Below are 22,897 nucleotides of genomic sequence, written 5' to 3'. Positions count from 1 at the left end.
TTAACGTTGTGGCCTAAACTTTTCGGTATATTGACCAAACATTTCCTGCATTTCATTGACTGGGGTCAAGTAGATCATGCAGCTTCCTGTTTTATTTAACTGTCTGAACGCCGCATTTTTTCCATTCAACTCTGGCGCTAGATCCGCGCCAAAGGCCAGCAAGGGTGCAAGAATTTTGGCGCGAATAGCTGGCTGATTTTCACCCACACCGCCGCCAAAACAAATGCCATCAATCCCACCCATAGTCACCATTTGCGCACCAATCACGCGCGTCACCGCATCACAGAAATAGTCGACGGCGAGTTGCGCTCGCTCGTCATGACTTTGAAGCAATTCGCGCATATCGCCACTCAAACCGCTAATACCTTTAAGGCCCGCGCCTTGGGTCAACAAATGATTTAACGCCTCAACACCAAATTCTGCATTACTCAAAAGGTGTAATAAAACGCCGGGGTCAACATTGCCACTTCGGCTTCGCATACACAGCCCATCCAGCGGCGAAAAACCCATACTGTTCTCCAACGCCTCGCCTTTATCCCAGGCGGTAGCCGAACAGCCAGAGCCCAGCTGTAAAGTAATCACCTTTTTTGCCCGTAAGCTGCTCGGCAATTGACGCCACATATTCCTGTGGGCCAAACCATGAAACCCGTAGCGCTGCAAGGGCCAATCAGTAGAGAGAGACTGCGGCAGGGGCACCAGCTTTCGCAAGGCAGACAAATTCCGATACAGCCCAGAATCAGAAAAAAGCCATTGCGGTAGATCACCAAAACGCCGCGTTATTATCTCTATAACATCCAGCGCCTGATAATTATGCAAGGGCGCTAGAGACGCCCAATGACTAATACGCTGTAGGGAGGAAGCCGTTACTGCCAACGGCCCCTCTTCTGCTTCCCCCATATGAACAATCCGGTGCAGTACACCAGACAGGCTAGGCAAGTCTGCTAAAAATCCCTGCAACGCTTCAATCAGGCCAACGTCTGTCAGCTCAACGTTTACTTGATTAAAGACACCTTGCTCAAACGAGGCCAACGCCAATTTTATAGATGAACTGCCTGTATTGCAGAGTAAGAAGCACTCATTCTCCATAGCGAATTACCTTCGGGGCATATCAATCAATAAGACCAAGCTCAGTATGTCGCTAAACACCGACAGTTTCCTTGATATACATTAACTAATGCATTAACAGCCGCTTAGCCATATATTTCGACATCACTGAGACAGATAGCGTCACTAGAACAAAATCTATATTGCGGAAGTTATAGGCTTTAAGAAATTTTAAACAGATTTTGCTGGCTCATGCACGGAGGTAAATTGTAACCAAGAGAGATAAAATATGACGGTATTAGGCAGCCTAAAAATAAAACACTAGTCGCGTTTTTTGGTTGTTAAAGTTAGACGCATAACACTAAATAAGAACACGAAAATTTTCGATTAAAAGCATATTGGCTAACAACCACTGCTTTAGAAAATTACGTTTCTTGTGCACTAATGCATTCCAAAACATCAACCCTTGCCTGCTTTAGCCGCTGAAAATCAGCCAATAATTGCACGCCATTTTTCGCCTTCGCAGCCAGTTCAATGGCGCCGCAAAGAAAGTGCATCTGACCACAACCTAGCTGACCCGATGAACCTTTTAAGGTATGCGCGTGAAAAACAATCGCGTCGTAATCTTCATTTTCTAACGCCTGTTCAAGCCCAGCCAGTTGAGTCTTACTGGACGTCACAAATTGATTGGTTAGCCAGGCAAGCCTATCCGGCCGGCCCCGCACAGAGCGCAAGGCAAAGCCTTTATCCCAAACGGGGCGATCAACACTTTGTAAACTTGGCGCTTTAGCGTCGTCATCGCTTTCAATGTCGGCAAGATCAAAACCTTGCACACTACGACGCAATGCAGCAAGCAGCATATTGTCTTCAATGGGCTTGCTGACAAAGTCATTCATACCGGCCACCAGGCACTTCTCTTTATCGCCACGCATAGCATTAGCGGTCAGCGCAATAATTGGAATGTTTTTATAGCTATCGCCGGCCGCGCCCCTGCGGATTTCTCGCGTGGCTTCATAGCCATCCATCTCTGGCATTTGACAATCCATCAAAACAACATCGTAATGCTGGAACTCAAGGGTGCTCCGCATTTTATTCAGCGCTTGCAAACCCGTGGCCGCCACATCAACACTAAAACCGAAACTTTCTAGCAGTAGCGTAGCTACCTCCTGATTAACTAGGTTATCTTCGACCAATAGCAATCTAACATTATTACTTCTAGATTTCACTGCACCCTGTGAACTGCTGTACCCACGCCCGTGACGAGAAAATAGTTCGCGTAACGAAGAACAAGTCACCGGCTTAGACAAGCAATATGTAAAACCTTGCTCATTTAATTCAACTAAATCAGGCATACCATTCTGTGAACAAAGAAGTATAAATTCAGCACTAGTCATTGCTGTACTACTGCGTTTCATCTCTACAACGGAAAATTTTTCGGACATTGTCTGCTGGTCGACGAATACCAAATCAAAACCAGAAACTATACTAGCGGCAACGTCACTCACTGCATCTTTACGAACAACGCTAGCGCCAGACGCCTCTAGCAGATGAGAGAGATTATTAACAATGATTTCATCGTGAGCTATCAACAAAGCCCGCTTACCCGAAAATAAAGGGCTGTATGCCAAGGCGTTTTTTTCAACTTTTTCAAACTTAACTCTAAAGGTAAATTTCGAACCCTGGCCAGGTTGACTTTCAACGGCTACATCGCCACCCATCAAAGCACATAACCGGTGTGCAATGGACAAGCCTAAGCCTGTACCCGAAAATCGGCGCGTAGTTGAACTATCCACTTGTGAAAATGGCTTAAATAATGCATCGACGTTTTCGCTATCAATACCGACGCCAGTATCTGACACTGAAACCAGCAGGACAGAATCCTCGGCTGTCATGTGAGCCTTAATTCGAACCCCGCCTTGCTCGGTAAATTTAATTGCATTACTGACCAAATTAACCAAAATCTGCCTCAACCTATCTTGATCCCCATGGACGATAACAGGTTCAAAACAACTGCGATCTAACGTCAAATATAAATTTTTATTCTCCGCTGACAGCGCCATAACTTGCACTACATTATCTAATTCATTCGATAGATCAAAGGCTTCGCACGCTAATTCTAATTTTCCAGCATCGACCTTAGAAAAATCTAACACATCATTAATGGTATGAAGCAATGAGTGCGCGCTTTTTAGTGACACATCGAGATAGTGCGTTTGGCCTTGATCGAGAGAGGTGCGCTTGAGCAAATTAAGCATACCCATAACGCCATTTATTGGTGTTCTTATTTCATGACTCATCATCGCCAAAAACTCGCTCTTGACTTTTACAGCCTGTTCGGCAAACTCCTTGGCCTCAATCAACTCCTGTTCAATGATCTTTCTGTTCTGTATATCTTGAAAAGAGCCAAAAACACGTACGCAGCGGCCGTCACGCATCTCGGCCTGACCGGTAGCGACAATCCAAAGCTCCTGACCTTTAGCGGTCAGAATTTGTAGTTCCTCCTTAAACGGCGTTCCTGTTGACAATGCTTCACCCACACACTTACTTATCGTATCGCGACTGTAGCCCTCTTTATAAAATTTTATCGCCGATTCTATTTTCGGCTCGTAGTCCTCATCCACCTGATGTATTTCTTTAGTCATTAGCGACCAGGTTATTTTCTGCTCTTCTACATCTAGGGCCCAAGCACCAATGCGTCCTTGTTTACTCATCGCCGCTAGCATTTGCTCTCTATCCTTTAGTTTCTCCTGATATTCTATATTTTCCGTTACGTCCAACCCTGTTGCGTAGTATTTCCGTGTCGCTGGATCAAAGCTAGTATTCCAATTCAGCGCTAGATAGCGCCCATCAGCACAGCGATAACGATTTCTTACTTCAATAGACCCACCCTCTACGCAAATTTTTCGAGCCGCCGCCACAGCCGATTCAACATCATCCGGATGTATAAAATCTAATACTGCAGTACTCAAAAAATCCTCTTCAGTAAAACCTAACTTCCGAACAAAGGTCGAATTTACTTTTTCAAACACCCCCTCTTCACTGGTAATGGACATAAAGGCTGGAGACATGGTGAAATATTTTTCCAGTAACTCTTGAGACGCTTTTAGACTATTATCGATGCTTTTTTTATCGGTAATATCCAAACTAACGCCTACTGCCCTTAACGGTTTATCATTACTCCAATCGACGACACGCCCACTGATCAGCAACCACACCCAGCCACCACTTTTATGCTTTACTCGCACCTCCAAAGGGCTTGCAATTAGGATTCCGGGCGCGGCCATGTCCACATATTTCAATACCCTTGGGACATCCTCTGGATGCATCCGCTCAAACCAATTTCCGCCAGTTGTCTGCTCAAGCTCTTGCACTGAGAAACCCAGCAGTTGCGCCCAACTTTCATTAACTTTCAGCTTTCCGGTTGGAATTTTCCAGTCCCAGAAACCAACACCGGTACTATCAACCACCAACTGAAGCTGCCTTGTGGTCTCGGCAAGTTCTGCAGCCGTTTTGGCCCGCACAGTAACGTCATCCAACATGACCCAGAATAGATTTTTCATTCCAGGTTGATCGATTGCAACACTGTTAATATGAACAAAGTGACTCACGCCATCAGCGCTGCGAATACGGCCTTCTATTTTTATTCCACTCCCCATCCCCATTAAATTTTCTAACCAGTACAGTGGCGCGTTGTCAGGCGCCTCTATCAAATCATGCAGTTTTTGTGGTGGTATTTCATTGGGTGCCAAGCCGAGCATATCGGCTAGGGTCGGATTCAGCTGCAATATATAGCCGGTACTGTTATCACAAAGAGCGATACCTAAACTTGAGCGAAAAAACAAACTCCGCAAGCGCGCTTGCTCTTGTTGGCGGGCCCGCTGGTTTACTATTAGTGCCAAAATTGGTAACGACAACATTAAAATCGTGATGGCCATCAGCATGCGCAACCAAAAATTATTGGGCGGCACGGCAGTCCAACCTTGAAGCGGCGCGGCGGCAAGCTGCCAGGAGCCATTGGGTAGCTTGACATTTAACAGCACGGGATTTTTAGTCAATAATTCAGGTGCCCCGTAAAAAAGATCGCCTGCGGCACCAGTGCCGTCGCGCCCTTTGATTGCTATTTCGATGTTTGCATCAAACACTCCGCTTTCACGATAAAAACGTTCCAGATCAATCACTGCCGATACTAAACCCCAAAACTCACGATCATTGCCTGGACTATGACTAAATACGGGTACACGGCCAATAAATCCCTGCCCGCCTTGGGCCAAATTAACCGGCCCAGCAACCGTAATCACACCGGTTTCTTTCGCCCGCAACGCCGCGTCTCTTTGAGATTTATTCACGGCCAAATTCAAGCCAATAGCGGCCTCATTACCCGTCAGCGGGTGCATAAGCTGAATAACCATATTCGGCGCACCACCGAGGTTGCGCAGTTGATTGCGCCCCTCAAAAATCTGCGACGCATAGCGTGAAAACTTGTCCTGCTGTAGATCGGGTTCGGCCGCAATCACCGACACTAATCCAAGTATGGATTGAATATTGGCGTTAATATTGCCCTCAAGACGGGCACGAATCACACTTGCTTGCTGTAGGACTTTATTGCGCTCATCGCCCTGAAATGACTCAATATTTAGTCGATCAATGACGAGTGCGCCGGCGCTCATAACGCCTACTAGTACTATGAGTAGCAACCAAAGCAGCGGCGTTGGATCTTTTTTAAACGGGTTACCAATCAAACTTAGCTCCTCTGGCTGGCACATCTGATCCAGTATAGACAGGCATCGGCGTTGTATCCTTGTTCTTCTCTCCCTACAATCCCCGAACCAACCAATAAGTAGGAGAGGTTATGGATCAGGCAGACATTCGCGCACAACTCACAGCCCTTATCCAACAACCCGACAAGCATCAATTGCGCGGCTTGATAGCACATATGCACATTGCGGATTTAGCCGACGCCCTCGCCGCTTTCAGCCCCTATCAAGCGGCACAGCTACTTTCTTTACTGAGCCTGCACGATCACGCCGAAGCCTTCTCATTTATGCTGGAAGAACGCCAAGCGGCGATAGCATCCGTCATGTCGCGCAACGATTTAGCCGCCCTATTTTCAGAAATGGAGTCCGATGAACGCGCCGATCTGTATAACCGCTTAAGCGAGGAGCAGCGCCATGCCGTGCTGCCAGGTTTGGCACAAGCCGAACGGGAGGATGTACGGCGCTTGGCGAGCTACCCAGAAAAGACCGCTGGCGCCTTGATGACCTCAGATTATGCGACCTTGCGTGGCCACTGGACGGTACACAAAGCGCTACTGCGCATTCGCCTTGAAGCGCCAGACAAAGAGACAATTTACCAAGTTTATGTGGTCGATAAGGACCGCACGCTGCAAGGCACCCTGTCACTTAAGCAACTCATCCTCGCTAAACCCGATGCCATTATTGCCGACCTGATGCACGCGGATGTAGTCAGCGTGGCGGTGAATGAAGACCAAGAAAAAGTGGCGGAAGTTGTACGTCACTACGATTTACTTGCGGTACCGGTATTAGATGAAGACCGACAACTGGTCGGTATTATCACCTACGATGACGCCATGGATGCCTTCGTGGAGGAGGCCACAGAAGATGCACAAAAAAGCGCCTCTGTCGCCACGCTTGGCTCTTCATTTAAAGATATTTCCTTAACACGACTTTTCACCAAGCGTATTGGCTGGCTATTACTACTGGTGTTCGGCTCGCTGTTCTCTGGCGCCGGCATCGCCTTTTTTGAAGCGCTGATCGAACAACACGTGGCACTGGTCTTCTTTCTCCCTCTACTCGTCGGCAGTGGCGGCAACGCCGGCTCCCAAGCCGCGGCATTAATGGTGCGGGCACTGGCGACCGGTGAGGTTCAAATGAAAGATTGGCTGGGCTTACTGGGCCGCGAAATCCTAGTGGCCGGCGCGCTCGGCTTTACGCTAGCCATCGCCGTTGCTGGCCTAGGTTGGCTAAGGGGCGGCACCGATGTGGCCATAGTAGTTGCCGCCGCCATGGTGTGTGTGGTGATGGCAGGCTCACTGATCGGGCTCTGCTTGCCCTTTATTTTATCCAAGATCAATATGGACCCAGCAACCGCATCCGGGCCTCTGGTGACCACTATTGTCGATGCCACCGGGGTTATCATTTACCTCGGTTTTGCCAGTTACCTTTTAAATTAAACGTTCAGTGGTTTTTCGGTGCCACAATTAAGGATTTTGGCATAATTTTTTAAGCGCTCACATCAATCGTCAACAATTGCTCCACCAACCACTGCAAGCCTTTGTCCTTGTCGCGCAAACTGGCCCAAGCCATGTCTATTGAAAAAGTATCCAGCGTCATGGGCATTTCATACAGACACAGCGGCAATAAACGCTGATATTTCTGTGCAAAGCGGCGTGGTAGCACGACCACCATATCCGTCGCAGCCACCAGATGGGATGCCATCATGTAATTAGGCGTAATGTAACTTAACTCGCGACTGTATCCGTGCGCTTCCAACCACGCATCCACCATGCCCTTGGTTTGCGCACCACTCACCCACAAATGCCGCAAGGCGCAAAAGCTGTCCACATCTAAGTTCTCTGGCATGCGATTAGTAAGCGCAGACACCAACACCAGATCTTCCTCTAACCAACGGCGATGGCTAGCTCTGGAAGGCAAATTCAAAAACCGACCAATGGCCAAATCCACTTGCCCAGACTCCAGTGCTTGCAATGGAAAGTCTCTGCCTAAGTCCACCACGCGCAATTGAAGCCCTGGCGCCACCTGCGCTAACAGTGCCGACAGCGACGGCATCAACATATGCTCGACGAAATCGGTCAGCGCCAAGGTGAAAACGTCGTTACTTAAACTTGGATCAAAGGCAAGATTACTGTTCAAGCTCGATTCAATTTGCCGCAAAGCTCTGCGCACAGGCTCTTCTAAACTTAACGCTAGCGCTGTGGGTTTCATGCCCCCCGCGGTGCGAATCATCACCTCGTCATCAAGCTGTGTTCTTAACCGGTTGAGTGCGTTACTGATTGCAGGCTGAGTGAGGGACAATTTATCCGCTGCTTTAGAAACATTGCGCTCGCGCAGCAATGCATCGAGCACCACCAAGAGATTTAAGTCAAAATTTCTTATATTCATAATCGCAATTTAACGTATCACCAAGTTTGATTCCTCATCGAAGCAAAGATTGCCTAGAGTGGAGCCTTTCACTTATACACCGTTTTAGGCAGCCCATGGAATACCAAGCACCGCTAAAAGATTTTCAGTTTCTCTTACATACCCTACTCAATTTCGAACAACATTGCGAAGCGCTTGGGTTAACCGAGTTAAACAAAGACTTAGCCGACGCCATACTAGAGGAGGGCGCCCGCTACGCCAGCGAGGTTATCGCACCGCTCAACAGTGTAGGCGATGAACAAGGCGCAACGCTTAACGGCGGCAAAGTTGCCACGCCCAAGGGCTTTGTAGAGGCTTATAGAGCTTACTGCGAGGCAGGATGGGCGGCCATGACCGGGCCCGAGGCCTTCGGCGGCCAAGGCTTACCTGCGCTGCTCGCGACTCCGTTTCATGAAATGCTAATGAGCGCCAACCTCGCCTTTCGTATCTACTCAGGCTTAACCGAAGGAGTGGTATTAGCACTGAATACCCACGCGAGCGAAACGCTAAAACAAACCTATTTAGCAAAACTTGTCAGTGGCCAATGGGCCGGCACCATGTGCCTGACTGAACCCCACGCTGGCACCGACCTAGCCTTGCTACGCACTAGCGCCAAGCCTTGTGCTGACAACAGCTACAGTATTAATGGCACAAAAATTTTTATCAGCGGTGGCGAACAAGATTTAACCGAAAATATTATTCATCTGGTACTCGCCCGTCTGTCCGATGCGCCAGCCGGCATTAAAGGCATCAGTTTATTTTTAGTGCCTAAGATATTACCCGATAGTCAGGCAGAAAACGCCTTGAGCTGTGGTGCTTTAGAACACAAGATGGGCATTAAAGGCGCCGCCACCTGCGTGATCAATTTCGACGGTGCTAAAGGTTACTTGGTAGGCCAAGCGAATCAAGGTTTAGCCTGTATGTTCACGATGATGAACGATGCTCGTTTTCAAGTAGGGCTACAAGGTTTGGGCATAGCAGCTCAGTCATATCAAGGCGCGCTTCGCTACGCCCGCGATAGACTGCAATGCCGCAGCTTGTCGGGCACTAAAAACCCCGAGCTCGCCGCCGATCCAATAATTATGCACGGCGATGTACGGCGGATGTTGCTGACGCAAAAAACCTTAGTAGAAGGCAGCAGACTATTAGGGCTAAAAGCCGCAATGGCACTCGACTTAGAACACAGAGGCGCGAGCCAGGCAATTCGCCAGCAGGCAAGTGCGCGAGCCGCGTTGCTCATTCCCATTGTGAAAGGTTTTTTTACCGACATGAGCATGGAGGTGAGCAATCTCGGCGTACAAGTTTATGGCGGTCACGGCTATATTCGTGAATGGGGCATGGAGCAACTCGTGCGCGATGGCCGTATCACCCAGCTTTATGAGGGCACCAACGGCATTCAAGCGCAAGACTTAGTTAAACGAAAAATTTTAGCGGATAAGGGGCTAGCGCTAAGTGCATTAATAAACGACATTCGCCAAGACTGTGCTCAAAGCCAAGCCAATGAGAAAATTGCACCGCTTGCCAGCGCTCTACTACACTGGCTCAATCGCTGGCAGGAAATGGCCAGCTTGATGCACGACAACAACCTTAATAACCCAGACTCACTGAGCCTTAATGCCTGTGACTTCTTGCATTTCTCAAGCTATATTCTATTGGCTTGGTGTTGGCTACAACAAGCGCAAGCCGCCTACGAAAATCTACCCCATTTCGATGCTGACCAAGATTTTCTGCAAGCCAAAATTCAGTGCGCGCATGTTTACTTTGAACGTATTCTTCCTCGCTGTATCAGTTTAATGCAAATTTTATTAGGCAATACGCGCACAATACCCTCCTTTCAACTCGATCATTTTTAGGGCCATTATGCAATCTATTAGCTTCTACACTAGCTCTGGCATTGAAATGAGACCAGGATTAATCGACGACTTAGCGCAATTTATCCAACAACTGAGCGCCCAATCGGTACTGATTATCAGCGATGCCGGTCTGGTCAAATTGGGTATAATCAAAAAGGCGCAGACAGCATTGACTATCGCGGGTGTAAATCATGCCTGCTTTAGCGAGGTACAGGCCGACCCGTCAGAAGCCACAGTGCTCGCAGCCGTGGCAAAAGCAAAATCAACACAAGCGGATTTAATCATCGGTTTCGGTGGTGGCAGTTCAATGGATGTGGCAAAAATTATTGCGCTTCTCGCCCATCCTTTTTGCCAGCAAACACTCGCTCAGCTTTATGGTATCGATAAAGTTACGGGTAACCGCCTCGCGCTAGTACAAATACCCACCACCGCCGGCACGGGTTCAGAAGTTACGCCCATCGCCATTATCACTACCGGCAATACCACCAAGGCCGGCATTGTTTCGAAAAAGCTCTTGCCAGATTTGGCGTTACTCGATCCAGAACTCACCCTAGGCCTGCCACCCGCCATCACGGCGGCGACAGGCATCGACGCCATGGTGCACGCGATTGAGGCATTCACCAGCGCACATAAAAAAAATCCACTCTCGGACGCACTTGCACGTCAAGCGCTGAAGTTATTATCCGCGCATTTGTTAGGCGCCGTTAGCGATGGTAGTAATTTAGCGGCGCGCTCCGCCATGTTGCTCGGTGCTTGTCTCGCCGGCCAAGCCTTTGCCAACGCGCCGGTCGCGGCCGTGCACGCGCTCGCCTATCCGCTGGGAGGTCACTATCATATACCGCACGGACTCAGCAACGCGTTAGTGCTTACCGCCGTATTGCGCTTCAATGCCAGCCACGCCTATTTGCTTTACGCCCAGCTAGCCTCAATTTTTGTGGTAAAGCCTGCAACAGATCCAAAGACGGCATGCCAACAACTTATTAATGCTTTAGATGAGCTGGTCAAAAACACGCAATTACCGACACGCCTGCGCGACCTCAACGTAGCGCGAGAGAGCTTACCGAGGTTAGCCGCAGACGCGATGTTGCAGCAGCGCTTGCTCATCAATAATCCTAAGCCAATGAGCGAATCCGACGCCCTAAAAATCTACCAATCAATCTATTGAGCTCAGCCATGAACAATCCAGACCCCCACGCCGCCAACGGCAAACCGACCCGTGCAAACTTTCAACGTTTCCAATCCATCGACACCCGCTGGGCCGATAATGATATTTACGGCCACGTGAACAACGTGACCTACTACGCCTACTTCGATACGGCGGTAAATCAATTTTTAATCAGCGACGGAGGACTAGACATTCATCAAGGCGCCAGCATTGCCTTCGTCGTCGACTCACAGTGCAGCTATCTTCAACCGCTGAGCTTCCCCGAGAAAATCGACGTGGGACTCGCCGTCACTAAACTCGGGCATAGCTCAGTCACTTACAAACTCGGCATTTTTAAGGAGAACAATAATATGCTATGTGCGCACGGCCATTTCGTTCACGTATTTGTCGCACGCGATAACCAACGCCCCTGCCCTATTCCAGAAAAAATTAGGCGCGCACTTACGCTGCTTAAGGAAAATACACACCGCTAACCAAAAAAATATCAACGCACTAGCGCCAAGTTACCAGCCGATTCAAATCTACCGCTGCTAGGTATCTGTCCGCTACCGCTTGACGCTTTACTTTCAATGTTGGTGTTAGCAAGCCTGTATCTGCACTCCAATCTTCCGAAGTCACACAGATGTTTGACACTCGCTCATGGGGCGCCAATTGGCTATTCATATGTATCAAATGGTGCTTTAGCGTTTCTTCTAATGCTGATCTTTCTATCATCTTAGCGCTGTGGTTAAGCACCGTTAGCGCCACTGGCTGTGCCAAGCCTTGACCAATGACACAAACCTGCTCAAATAATTTCCAAGACAACAGCTTGTGCTCTATATCGATGGGGTTAACAAATTTACCTTTACTGGTTTTAAAAACATCGCCAACACGGCCTGTTAACACCAATCGCCCCTGCTCATCTAAAAAGCCTTTATCGCCGGTATGATACCAACCACCATGTAGAACGAGTGACGACTTTTCCTCGTCCTTGTAGTAGCCCTGCATTACACCTGTACTTTTAAAACAAACTTCACCATCCTCGGTGAATCGCAATTTAACACCAGGCAGGGGCGTGCCAACGCATCCTGGATCACACTCCGATTCGCTGATATTTAAACAACCGTCAATCAAATTTTCGGTCATGCCATAAGCATTGATCAATCGAATGCCAATGGCCTTATACCATTGATACAAGTCGGGTGGTGTCGCTGCAGCACCGGTAGTGATGTAGCGCGCCTTTTCCAGACCTAACAAGCTTTGCAAATGTATTTTTTCGGCATCGGTTAGATGTTCAACCACTAAATCTGGCTGCGTGGTCAATAGATTCTCTCGAAACTTTTCCCATAATCGAGGTACCGCAAAGAAACCGGTCGGCTTTATTTGGCGCATTTCGATGGCAAAGGTGGTCAAGCCTGCAGAAAAAGCCAACTCAGCATTCGAGTAGAGTGCTCTTATGGCAATACCCGCGCGCTCAGCCACGTGCGCCAACGGCAAATAAGAGATAAATCGCTCCCGCTCCCCAGGTTCGGCTGACGGTAAATACAGAGTACGCCTTTGAACCACGTCGGCAATAGCACCAATAGTATGCATCACCCCTTTCGGATTGCCAGTTGTACCTGATGTGTAAATCAAGGTAAATAACTGAGCGCGCGGGTAAACAGGAGACTTATCAAACCGAGGGGCGTCCGATAAAATATCGGCGATAGATACATCGCAATTGACTTGGCAATCCGTGAGTGCTATTCGGTAGCGATGAGCGCCGAAAAGTGAATCGGCCTGGCTCTCTTGTGAAAACCGACCGACAAAAACAAGGCTCACGTCGGCATGATCTAAAATGTACCGCCCCGAATTCAGATCTTGGCCAGCATAGAGCGGCACACTGACATGACCCGCTAACATGATGGCTAAATCCACCACCAACCATTCGGCACAATTAGACGCCACAATTCCAATATTAGACCCAGCATGCAGCTTGCGCGAGCTAATAAAACCTGCCACTCGGCGCACCATTTCGGAAACCTCAGCCCAGGTGTAATTCAACCACTGCCCGTTGCGCGATTGGCGTAAAAACACATCCTCTTGCGCGACTTTTTCCCACTGATAAAACTTCTCTAAGGGTGTGGGCGCCAAGCCCATTGTTAACGCCATTTTAGTCACCTTGAGCATAGCTATTCGCGCGAATTTGGTCGCTTATGAGATGTTTTGCTGCGAAGAAAAAGCATAGAGCGCCAGACACTACACCACCGCAGACCATTACCAACAGGGACATTCGCAGTGCTTGCGCTTGCAATATAGGCTGCAACATGTCGCTCAACACACCGATTGCCACAGGGCCGATTCCTAAACCAATAATATTAATCACTAGAAATAACAATGCTGACGCCATAGCGCGCATTCGATTCGGTGCCAGCCGATGAATGGTTGCCAATGATGGACCCAAGTACACCGAAATAACGCTGGCAGGAAATATATAGATCAGCAGCGTAGGTAATTTTTCCGGTAACAAAAACGTCAGTAGTAAGAAGGGAAATGCCACACTCAATGTCAGGCCAGGCAGCCAGAGCACCCAACGCGGGTCGCGCCTACTTAATAGATCCGCTAAGTAACCACCAAAAAAAGTCCCTAAACCACCACCAACACCGGCGATAAGCGCAAGCCAAACACCAAGCTCGGCCGTGCCCATGGCATGACTGCGAATTAGAAAGGACGGCATCCAGTTTGCCAAGCCATAACCACCAACGCTGGTTAAACCACACGCAAAGACCAACCAACGAGCGCTTTTATAGGACCATAATTGCCGAAAGACCTGAGCCAAGGGCGCTAGTTCTTCAGTTGTGGTCTGGCTGGCAGGCTGATTGCCTGCATCCGAAAACCCACGCTGAGGTTCGTGCACTGTCCAGCGCAGCCATACCGCTAACAATAATCCGGGTGCGCCAACTGCCATCAGGGCAACACGCCAACCATAGACTTCATTTAGCCAGCCGCCCGCGACGAAGCCTATTAAAATACCCACGTTCACACCGAGCGAATAAGTACCTAACGCCGTCGCTCTTTGGGCAGGAGGAAAGATATCCGAAATCATAGAGTGCGCTGGTGGGCTGCAACCAGCCTCGCCTATCCCCACACCTATACGGGCGAGTAATAGCTGGGTATAGCTCTGCGCCATACCACAAAATACCGTCATTAAACTCCACACACCCAACGCTAAGGCTACGATATTTCGACGCACCCCTGCGTCAGCCCAGCGGGCAATGGGTAAACCAAAGCCCACATAAAAAGCCGCAAAAGCGAGTCCATTTAGTAATCCGAGTTGAGTATCAGATAGGCCGAACTCCAATTTTATGGGGTCTTGTAAAATGGCGATAATTTGGCGATCGACGAAGTTAAAAACATAAGTCAACGTCAACATTGCCAAGACATAACCGCGATAGCGTGGTGAATCATAACGGCCAGCAGACCCGCAGGATTGACGTGCATCTGATAAAGGGGTGCTCATACCTACCTCGTTATTATTCTCATTGCAGAAGAATGTAAGCCCGAATTACTTCCGATTTCGACCATATTGCTCATGGCTAGACACCCAATCGCCAGCTAGCACTGCGCTACCTAGAGAAATGTCGCCAGCGAGCACTACAGCGGCAACTATTTCTGCAAATTTGTCGGCTTTACCCGCTCCGTAACAATCCATCAATTCAAGACATTCACGCTGCCCAGGCAACGCCGTCCCGCCACCGTAGGTACCACAGATAACGGCCGGCAAAGTAACCGACCAATAGTAGTCACCATTATCTAATAATTGGCTGTGAGTAATGCCCGCATGCGACTCAGCAACATTTGCTTCATCTTGGCCCGTTGCAATAAACAACGCCGCGATGCCGTTTGCCGAATGAGGACCGTTATAAATGGAACCAGCCTGAAAACTTCCGGTGTTGGATATTTGTCGAGCGCGAAACAGTGTGGCAGTGTCAACACCTAGAAGACGTTTTACCACATCATTTTTCAGCACAACTTCGGCAATCACACGCTTGCCGCGAGTGCGAATCAAATTCATCGCCGAGTGCTTTTTATCGGTATCAATCGAACCCGAAAGCAAATACTTTGGTTGCAAATGGCAATTGGCAACAATCCATTCACAGGCCGCAAACGTAGCCTTGCCGGTCATGTTTTGCCCCGCGGCATCACCCGTGGTGAAATTAAACCGGGTGTACAGCATATTGCCAACAGGGTACTGCTCAACATCAACCAATTTGCCACTTCGAGTGGTGGATTCGGCCACAGACTTTAGCTGCAAAAAATTTTGCTCCAACCAAGCGCCAAACTGCTTAGCAAGATGCACGTCAGCAAGCAGAAATACCGGTGCCCGCTGCATCGCATGACGGGTTACTGCTGTCTTGCAGCCACCACATTCCGATATAACACGCATACCACGGCTGTAACTGGCCACCAAGGTTCCTTCTGTGGTAGCCAATGGCACATAGAAATCACCCTGAGCGGCTTCGCCCTGAATTTTCAATGGACCAGCAACACCCAATGGCATTTGCAAAGTACCAATAAAATTTTCGATATTGCCATTCACCACTTGCGGATCAAGTGTGTAATGTCCCACTGCAGACAATTGCGCACCGGTCTTGTCGTATAGAAAATCTCGCCGCTCGCTGGCTTGATCGCGGCTGTAGTCATCAATTTTGGAGCGAGGGATACTAGGAGCACGAGACATACAAAAACCTTTAACTCAAAGATAAATTTCAAGAGCATTAGGTTACGTCGCGTATTATTTTTTAGTTATTCCAAATCTGACAACTGATTTTACTTTTTTTGACAATCAGTCAATGTGTATTTGACGGAAGTCTTGAGGTGTTTTTCCCGTCCAACGTCGAAACGCTCTGGTGAAGTTGCTAGAGCTTGAGAAGCCCAATAGAAAACTTATATCGCCTAAAGAAAGACTGTGATCGAGCATATACTCGCGCGCCAATCGCTGCCTGACCGCTTCCATCTCCAAACGAAAGCTAGACCGCTCAGCCTCCAACTTTCTATGCAGCGTGCGCGAACTCATGTGTAAAATATCCGCTACTCGCTCTAAGGTTGCCTCACCTTGAGGCATTAAATTGACAATAATATTTTGCACCCTATGCTGAATATCGGCATTTTTTAGCTCGAGTTTGGCTAAATAGTCTTGCGCTAACTTTTCTGTTGCGTGGGCCATTTCTCTATTGCAACCAGGAATCGAGACATCCACGTCAGCGCGCTTATACCAAGCTCGGCTTAACGCGTGACCAAAGCTTACGGGGCAGCGAAATAACGCTAAATAGGGTGCCTCATCCTCAGGCTGAGCCCGAGTAAGTTCGAGCTTCACCATGGAAAAATCTGCTTTGTAATGGGACCTACTCAGGGTAATCATGGCAGCATAAACCGCATCTTGCGCATAATCGGACGCTGAACTTCGACCATTATCATGCCTCAGCCGACTGGTAGTAATAAGATGTTCATCGGTTTCTTCAACTGAGATATCCACTGCATTTGTGAAAACATGCATATAGCGAACCAAGCAATTGAAATGATCGCGAATGGTACAACAACTCCAAAGTGCAACACCTAAAGCGCTGAAAGTCATTGGCGTCACAAAGGTGCCAGCCTTTAGGCCAAAGGTTTTATCACCCGTTTGCGCCACTGCCGCATGCCAAAGTTGCGCCATGATGACAACGGGTAATCGGTAATTCGGGTCTGACGCTAACGCGTAATCAACTCCCTGTTCAGTTAAGAATCTAGGCGCATCGATATTATAACTAGATAACGCACTGGCAAATAACGTCAACCAGCACCCAATAACATCCGGACCATTAGTCATGAAAATTCCGATATTTATCAGTGTCTGTGATAAGGCTTATTCGCAGACTTTATAATGTTTTTTCCTGCTCTCCAGACTGAGTCTATCACACTCATAACGGCTAACCGCAACGCAATACTGGCAAAAAATGCTAACGGAATTGGCGCCCTAGGAATAACGCTCAGCTGGCCAGAATGCATAGCATCTACTTGTCTGAGTTACTCAGACGGGGCTTTACAACACTAAAAATTGCACCCCATTGGAGAGCACAATAATGAAATCAATGAAAGAGCATAATCTATCCCCCACCCGAAAATTTCCGTTAAAGAACATCGCCCTAGGAATTTGTCTCGCAGCAGGGTATTCGTCTGTGGCGGTCGCCCAAGAAAAAGTCCGCACTGCTAGCTCAACGCTACTCGAAGAGATAGTCGTCACCGCGCGCAAGAAAGCAGAAAGCGCACAAGATGCTCCGCTTTCTGTAACGGCCGTCGGCGAGCAACAATTACAAGCGCTCAAAGTTCGAAACCTAACTAACCTATCCGTGGGCCTGCCCAATGTCGCCATGGACGACGCTGGCACAACAAAGGGCACCGCAAACTTTTCTATCCGCGGCTTAGGTATTAACAGCTCAATTCCCTCTATTGACCCAACCGTTGGTATTTTTGTCGACGGTGTTTACATGGGGGTTAATAACGGCATTATTTTCGATACCTTTGATCTAGCCAGCATCGAAATATTGCGTGGCCCTCAGGGTATTTTATTCGGCCGCAACGTCACCGGTGGTGCGGTACTCATTAATACAAAAAAGCCAACCCAAGAAACAGAAGCAACGATTCGCACAGCCGTAGAGGGTGGCGGGGAAAAACCAAATTCCTATCTCATGGCGAGCGTTAGCGGTGGAATCACAGAGTCCCTTGCAGGAAAGCTGGTTGCTTACTACAACGACGATCAAGGTTGGTTTAAAAACAGCTATAACGATGAAGCTTTTGGTGGCTCTGAAACAAAAATGGCCCGCGTGGTTCTCGCATGGGAACCTAGTGAGCAGCTCGATGCAACACTGCGGTATGAACACTATGAACAGGATGCTAGCGGGCCCGCGGCGCAAAGTCACACAAACGGCAGCGGTGTGGATGGCGCTTGGGATAACTTCGACCGCGACGAACACGATTTCTCCGTCAATGAAGAGGGCTTCTATTTAGTCGACTCAGATTTGGCAAGTCTCGAGATTAATTGGGAAATCGGCATCGGCACGCTGACTAATATCGCCGGTTGGCGCCAGTCCTCTGCGCCTTCTCGAGGAGACATCGACGCATCGCCTCTGAGTTTGTTTCACTCAGATGCAGCGCTCGATGCCGAACAATTTAGCAATGAATTGCGCTACAACGCTCAGGTAACCGAGGACCTGGATGTAACCACGGGCATCTATTACTTCACCAATGAACTGAACTATCAGGAGACCCGAAGCTACCTAAACGGCGCCAGCACACTCGACGGTGGAGGCAACTACACGGTAGATACAGCTGCGATATTTCTTGCCGCAGATTACTCCCTCACCGAAAGCCTCATGCTGACTCTGGGCGGTCGCTACACTGAGGAAAAAAAGGAAGCGGAAATCGCAACACTTACACTCAACAGCAACAACCCCTGCAGTGTGCTAGAAAATACCTGCACGTTAGATTTTGTCGATGATGAATCTTGGTCCAATTTTTCGCCCAAGGTAGGGCTAACCTACTTCCTATCCGCCGACACCATGGTTTATACGAGCCTAACCCGTGGCCAGCGTTCGGGCGGCTACAATTTGCGAAACACTTCGATTACCGAAGCCCCGGGTCCCTTCGATGCAGAAACTGTCGATAGTTTCGAAATTGGATTCAAATCAGATCAAGATAATAAACTGCGCATCAATGGCGCAGTCTTCTACAATCGAATTACCGATATGCAAAGAGAGATTAACTTGTCAGATCCGTTCGCTGGTGTCGTTCAAGTTATAAGAAATACCGCAGATGCAACAATAATGGGCATGGAGCTCGACGGCACCTATGCACTGACTGAAAGTTTTGTGTTGAATGCATCGGTGGGGTTAACAGACGCCGGTTACGATAAACTATTTTACGATTTAAACGGCGACGGTGTTATTGACGACGCAGATAAGTCGTTAGATTTACCCAGGGCCGCAAAGCTGACTTATAGCGTTGGTATCAATCACGATTTAGGCTTGGGCAGTTGGGGCTACATGTCATCCAGACTTAGCTTTGGCTTTCGCGATGCGTCTGCCTATACCGATAACAATCTCGGCACGATCAATAAGCAAGAAATTCTCAATGCGGGCGTAGACTTTCACAGTAATGATGAACACTGGGTGCTCGGTTTGTACGCCAACAACCTTCTCAACAGCGTCAATCACGGCGGGGACACGCAACTACCAGCCGTTTTGGGTCCCGTTCCTCTAGGCGGAAGTTTCGCGCCTCTTAGCAAGGGTCGAACCTACGGCGTTGACTTGACCTATAACTTCTAGACAAATACTCGTTTCATGTTTTACCGGTTGCTTCGGCAGTCGGCTCTCTCGGTAGGAATACGGTTTGATTCCTGCCATGCATAGCTAAGTCACTATGCAGTTGCCGCCATCACGATGGCGGCTTTTTTACGCTGGTCGAACAGCAACACTTCCCAAGGTCAGTGCCGCTGTTTTCCTGATTTCGCAATTCAACGGCTAGATCCAGAGAATACCTAACGATAGTCATCAGCGTTTTTCTGCAACTGACAACTATAGATTAGGCAACATCGCGCTTTTGGTGCCCGTCCTGCAAATGATCAATACTCTCGCCCGCTAAAGACTCTCCCGCCAACTGATAGGCACGACCAAAACCTTTAACATAGCGTCCACTCTTAGGCACCAGTTTAAACAGTTTAAAATCAGCCAGCTCACTCAACGATTGACTACGACTACCATGCCGTGCAACTAGCGAATCAATACCTGCCGTCCACTCTGGTGTATCAACCGCCAACAATTGTGCACTTACTTTGTAATTAACGCGAATGCGCGCAAATAATTCACCTGCACTATCTTCATCTTCAACAATTAGCACCGAGGCAATCGGGTTTAAACGAAGATTTACCGCGTGCACTGCAATATCACTAATCAATATATACAGGCAGTTATCTCCGATGGCGAAGGGTGCGTAGGACGCGTAGGGTTCACCCGCCTGGTCAACGCTTGCCAAATGCAAGCTCTTACGACACGCTATGAAAGCCATAACTTCATCGGACAGCTTGGCTTCTAATTTTACATTTTTCATAGTGCTAAAACTCTTTGTAAATTTCTAAATTTTTCCACCTGTGATGCATCTAATGCACCAGTGTGGTCACGGCCTAAAAACACCTTAAAAATTGTTTGTGCTTTTTTATCAACAAAGACCAATGCCAACGCCTGACGTCCTTGATGCGGCCTGTCTTGAAAGGCCACGTGATCAATGACAGCCAAATTAATGTGGCCATGAAACCCAGGAACTGGACCATCAAGGTTCCAGTATCCATTCCCTAACTGCCCTTTTGGGAAGTTGCCTTTGAATTCGAACACACAACCGGCTTGTACGACGATAGTGGTCACGGCACCCCAACTTGTTAAATTATCCAATAGCGCACGGGCGAAATGACCAGGTAAAACATCTGCCGTGGTCGCAATTTCAGCATTCATAGACGGCTCCTTAAAATACATAATGAGCGCTTACGCTAGCGGCTCGGCCTTGTTCGTATAACTCTGACCAAGCACTGCGGTAGTAAATATCGCCGATATTTTTTAAGGTTAGATCCATCTGCAGTTTTGGTAGGCTGCTCGGCTGCCAACGCGCGTAGAGATCCCCAACGGTATAAGCCGCATAGCGTGCTGGCTCAGCGCCACTTTTGTCATCTGTTCTATTTTGTTCTTTGGCGTGAATTAATCGCGCACCCAGGGTGAATTGGGCCTCAAAAAATTGATAACTGCCATCCAAACTCAACTTGTCGGCCGCAATACCGGTTAAATCGGCGCCCGAATTATCATCCCGGCCACGACTTTGACCATAGCTCGCCTGTAACTGCCATTGCGCCTGTTGGTAATTAGCTGCTATTTCAAAACCACTAATCGTGGCCTTGTCCACATTTACCCAGGTGGTATAGCCTGGATTCATGACTGGCGCGAAACTCGGACTGGTAACAATCTGCTCAATAAAATTATCAATGTTGTTTTCAAATACCGACGCGTTAATGCGGAGGGCGTCTTGCCCCCAGACATTGTCGAACGCAAGTTTTGCCAGCGCTTCAGTATTTGCCGCCGTCTCGGCGATTAAATCCGGATTGGGCACAAAGGCATTACAGAAACCAGGGAACATACAAAAGTGGTAACCGCTGGAGTACATCTCTTCTGAGGAGGGCGCTCTAAACGCTTGGTCGTGGCGCAAGCCTATTTGTAACCAGTCTTTGGTTTGCCAAAAAATACCCGCAGAGGGCGAGGTGGCGTTGTCGCTGCGCGACTGGTTGAGATTGTCCGCTCGCGTCGAAAAATCGTCATAGCGTAGACCCATCTCCGCGTGCCAGCGTTGAGCCAAGGGCAAGGTCATCTGTAAAAAGGCGCCATACGCTTCGGTTTCAGCCTCTGGCGGTGTCGGGCGATTCGCACCTTCTCGCGTTGCATCAAAGGATTCGATGTACCCGTCAACACCGTACAATAAACGTATTCCGGACAGCTCCGAAACGTTAGAAATATTTAACCCAACCGTCTGGCTTTGGGTGCTGTCGGTACGATTATCCGAAACCCGAGACTCATCCATCGTCACGTCTTTAACATAAGCTACCGCGTGGGCATTCAGCAACGGCGAGGCAGTATTCAGATAATAATCAATTTGCCCTGACTGAACTCTCTGGTCCCGGTTAATATCGAAATTACTGCTACCATTGCTGTTAGCGCTACCGTTTGTTGGTACTTGACCGACGGTTTCTGCTCGTCGAACATTGAGTGCTAGTTGCTGGGTTTCGCTAACCGTCCAATCTGCTTTAATCAATACGCCCTGATCGCGAGTGGACGATCCAGCCAATTCATCGCCGTTACCCATCACCACATTATCGCCATCCCGGTAGTAACCGCTTAACAGCATATCCACTGTATCTGTGCGCCCGCCAACCGCCAATGTAGTTGTGCTCTGCTCGCTATTGTCGGTATAGCCGGTTTTTATGATGCCGCCCAAATTGTCAGTGGGCGCCAAAAGATCACTCGCGCTAATGGTATTTGACGCCACCACGCCGCCCAGTGCTCCCGAGCCCCATAAACTGGATGTAGGTCCTTTTACCACCTCAATTTGTGAAATCAGAATAGGGTCCAAAAAGTAACTGGGCCTGTGCCCAGATTCAAATCGTTGCTGTACACCATCGATAGTTTGTAAAACTTTGTTGCCCTCCAAGCCACGAATATTGACCGATTGGTTATAGGCTCTGGGTCCTCCCGCAACATCTACATTCGGTTCGGCTTTTAACGCCTCAGCAATAGATACCGGCTGCATTTGGACTAACTCATCGCGACCAATTATGGTCAAACTTCGGTCTACTTTATCGCTCTCCTGCGCCATACGGCTCGCGCTAACCAACACCGATTTAAGTTTAAACACCTCCGCTTCTTCAGCCGCACTTTGCATCGGTGTGACAGCAGCGATAGCAAGCGCAAGCGTTACAGTACGCAGAGGCAGCGGGTGGGGGTTGGATTGATTGGCACTCATCGGAACAGCTCCATCGGATAAACAGGCGAATTAATTGAGACGCCTACTCTACGATGAAAATCACACCATGTAAATACGAGTCATTATCATTTGCATTTAGATTAGCTGACGTGTAATCTAGTCACCAT

Annotated in this window: 15 protein-coding genes; 5 read left to right on the top strand and 10 right to left on the bottom strand. The window is 48.6% G+C overall.

Features of this window, described 5'->3' with window-relative positions:
- The gene (locus ACGHTT_RS03750) at positions 1 to 1,086 is read right to left on the bottom strand and encodes a hypothetical protein (protein ID WP_390593599.1); all 1,086 of its coding nucleotides are present in this window, start codon (positions 1,084 to 1,086) and stop codon (positions 1 to 3) included.
- A gap of 383 nt (positions 1,087 to 1,469) precedes the next feature.
- Positions 1,470 to 5,783, bottom strand: coding sequence for a PAS domain-containing protein (locus ACGHTT_RS03745; protein WP_390593597.1), 4,314 nt, complete (start codon positions 5,781 to 5,783; stop codon positions 1,470 to 1,472).
- A gap of 110 nt (positions 5,784 to 5,893) precedes the next feature.
- On the opposite strand from ACGHTT_RS03745, the gene mgtE reads away from it, so the two are divergent.
- Positions 5,894 to 7,234 carry a magnesium transporter gene (gene mgtE, locus ACGHTT_RS03740; protein WP_390593594.1) on the top strand — a complete coding sequence of 447 codons (1,341 nt, stop codon included), beginning with the start codon at positions 5,894 to 5,896 and terminating at the stop codon, positions 7,232 to 7,234.
- A 49-nt stretch (positions 7,235 to 7,283) separates the two neighbouring features.
- On the opposite strand, the gene ACGHTT_RS03735 is transcribed toward mgtE, so the two are convergent.
- A complete protein-coding gene (locus tag ACGHTT_RS03735) occupies positions 7,284 to 8,183 on the bottom strand; it encodes a LysR family transcriptional regulator (protein WP_390593591.1) in 900 nt (299 codons plus the stop codon).
- A 95-nt stretch (positions 8,184 to 8,278) separates the two neighbouring features.
- Between ACGHTT_RS03735 and ACGHTT_RS03730 the strand changes: the two genes are divergently transcribed.
- The 3 genes from ACGHTT_RS03730 to ACGHTT_RS03720 are packed head-to-tail and all read left to right on the top strand — an operon-like array spanning position 8,279 to position 11,692.
- A complete protein-coding gene (locus ACGHTT_RS03730; protein WP_390593589.1) occupies positions 8,279 to 10,054 on the top strand; it encodes an acyl-CoA dehydrogenase C-terminal domain-containing protein in 1,776 nt (591 codons plus the stop codon).
- A gap of 46 nt (positions 10,055 to 10,100) precedes the next feature.
- The gene (locus ACGHTT_RS03725; protein ID WP_390593588.1) at positions 10,101 to 11,219 is read left to right on the top strand and encodes an iron-containing alcohol dehydrogenase; all 1,119 of its coding nucleotides are present in this window, start codon (positions 10,101 to 10,103) and stop codon (positions 11,217 to 11,219) included.
- An 8-nt stretch (positions 11,220 to 11,227) separates the two neighbouring features.
- Entirely contained in the window at positions 11,228 to 11,692 is a 465-nt protein-coding gene (locus ACGHTT_RS03720; protein WP_390593587.1) for an acyl-CoA thioesterase, read from the top strand.
- Between the two features lie 19 nt (positions 11,693 to 11,711).
- Here the strand turns inward: ACGHTT_RS03720 and ACGHTT_RS03715 are convergent, their stop codons facing one another.
- The 4 genes from ACGHTT_RS03715 to ACGHTT_RS03700 form a co-directional block, all read right to left on the bottom strand.
- Positions 11,712 to 13,349 (bottom strand): AMP-binding protein, encoded by a 1,638-nt coding sequence (locus tag ACGHTT_RS03715; protein WP_390593586.1) that lies wholly within the window; start codon positions 13,347 to 13,349, stop codon positions 11,712 to 11,714.
- Position 13,350: 1 nt separating this feature from the next.
- Positions 13,351 to 14,697, bottom strand: a complete 1,347-nt coding sequence (locus ACGHTT_RS03710; RefSeq protein ID WP_390593585.1) for a spinster family MFS transporter — start codon at positions 14,695 to 14,697, stop codon at positions 13,351 to 13,353.
- A gap of 45 nt (positions 14,698 to 14,742) precedes the next feature.
- Positions 14,743 to 15,918, bottom strand: coding sequence for a hydroxymethylglutaryl-CoA reductase (locus tag ACGHTT_RS03705; RefSeq protein WP_390593584.1), 1,176 nt, complete (start codon positions 15,916 to 15,918; stop codon positions 14,743 to 14,745).
- Between the two features lie 105 nt (positions 15,919 to 16,023).
- Complete coding sequence (locus tag ACGHTT_RS03700; RefSeq protein WP_390593583.1) at positions 16,024 to 17,046, bottom strand: AraC family transcriptional regulator ligand-binding domain-containing protein; 1,023 nt, start codon at positions 17,044 to 17,046, stop codon at positions 16,024 to 16,026.
- Between the two features lie 253 nt (positions 17,047 to 17,299).
- Between ACGHTT_RS03700 and ACGHTT_RS03695 the strand changes: the two genes are divergently transcribed.
- Entirely contained in the window at positions 17,300 to 19,540 is a 2,241-nt protein-coding gene (locus ACGHTT_RS03695; protein ID WP_390593582.1) for a TonB-dependent receptor, read from the top strand.
- Positions 19,541 to 19,796: 256 nt separating this feature from the next.
- Here ACGHTT_RS03695 and ACGHTT_RS03690 read toward each other — a convergent pair whose 3' ends face one another.
- The 3 genes from ACGHTT_RS03690 to ACGHTT_RS03680 are packed head-to-tail and all read right to left on the bottom strand — an operon-like array spanning position 19,797 to position 22,769.
- The gene (locus tag ACGHTT_RS03690) at positions 19,797 to 20,321 is read right to left on the bottom strand and encodes a HugZ family protein (protein WP_390593581.1); all 525 of its coding nucleotides are present in this window, start codon (positions 20,319 to 20,321) and stop codon (positions 19,797 to 19,799) included.
- The gene (gene hutX, locus ACGHTT_RS03685; protein WP_390593579.1) at positions 20,318 to 20,719 is read right to left on the bottom strand and encodes a heme utilization cystosolic carrier protein HutX; all 402 of its coding nucleotides are present in this window, start codon (positions 20,717 to 20,719) and stop codon (positions 20,318 to 20,320) included. The genes ACGHTT_RS03690 and hutX overlap by 4 nt, the downstream gene beginning before the upstream one ends.
- 10 nt (positions 20,720 to 20,729) lie before the next feature.
- Complete coding sequence (locus ACGHTT_RS03680) at positions 20,730 to 22,769, bottom strand: TonB-dependent hemoglobin/transferrin/lactoferrin family receptor (RefSeq protein ID WP_390593577.1); 2,040 nt, start codon at positions 22,767 to 22,769, stop codon at positions 20,730 to 20,732.
- Positions 22,770 to 22,897 lie beyond the last annotated feature (128 nt).

The sequence above is a fragment of the Simiduia litorea genome (assembly GCF_042853465.1).
Classification (GTDB): Bacteria; Pseudomonadota; Gammaproteobacteria; order Pseudomonadales; family Cellvibrionaceae; genus Simiduia; species Simiduia litorea.
Note: the sequence above shows the minus strand (reverse complement) of the source record. Positions and strands in the feature narration are given on the sequence as shown.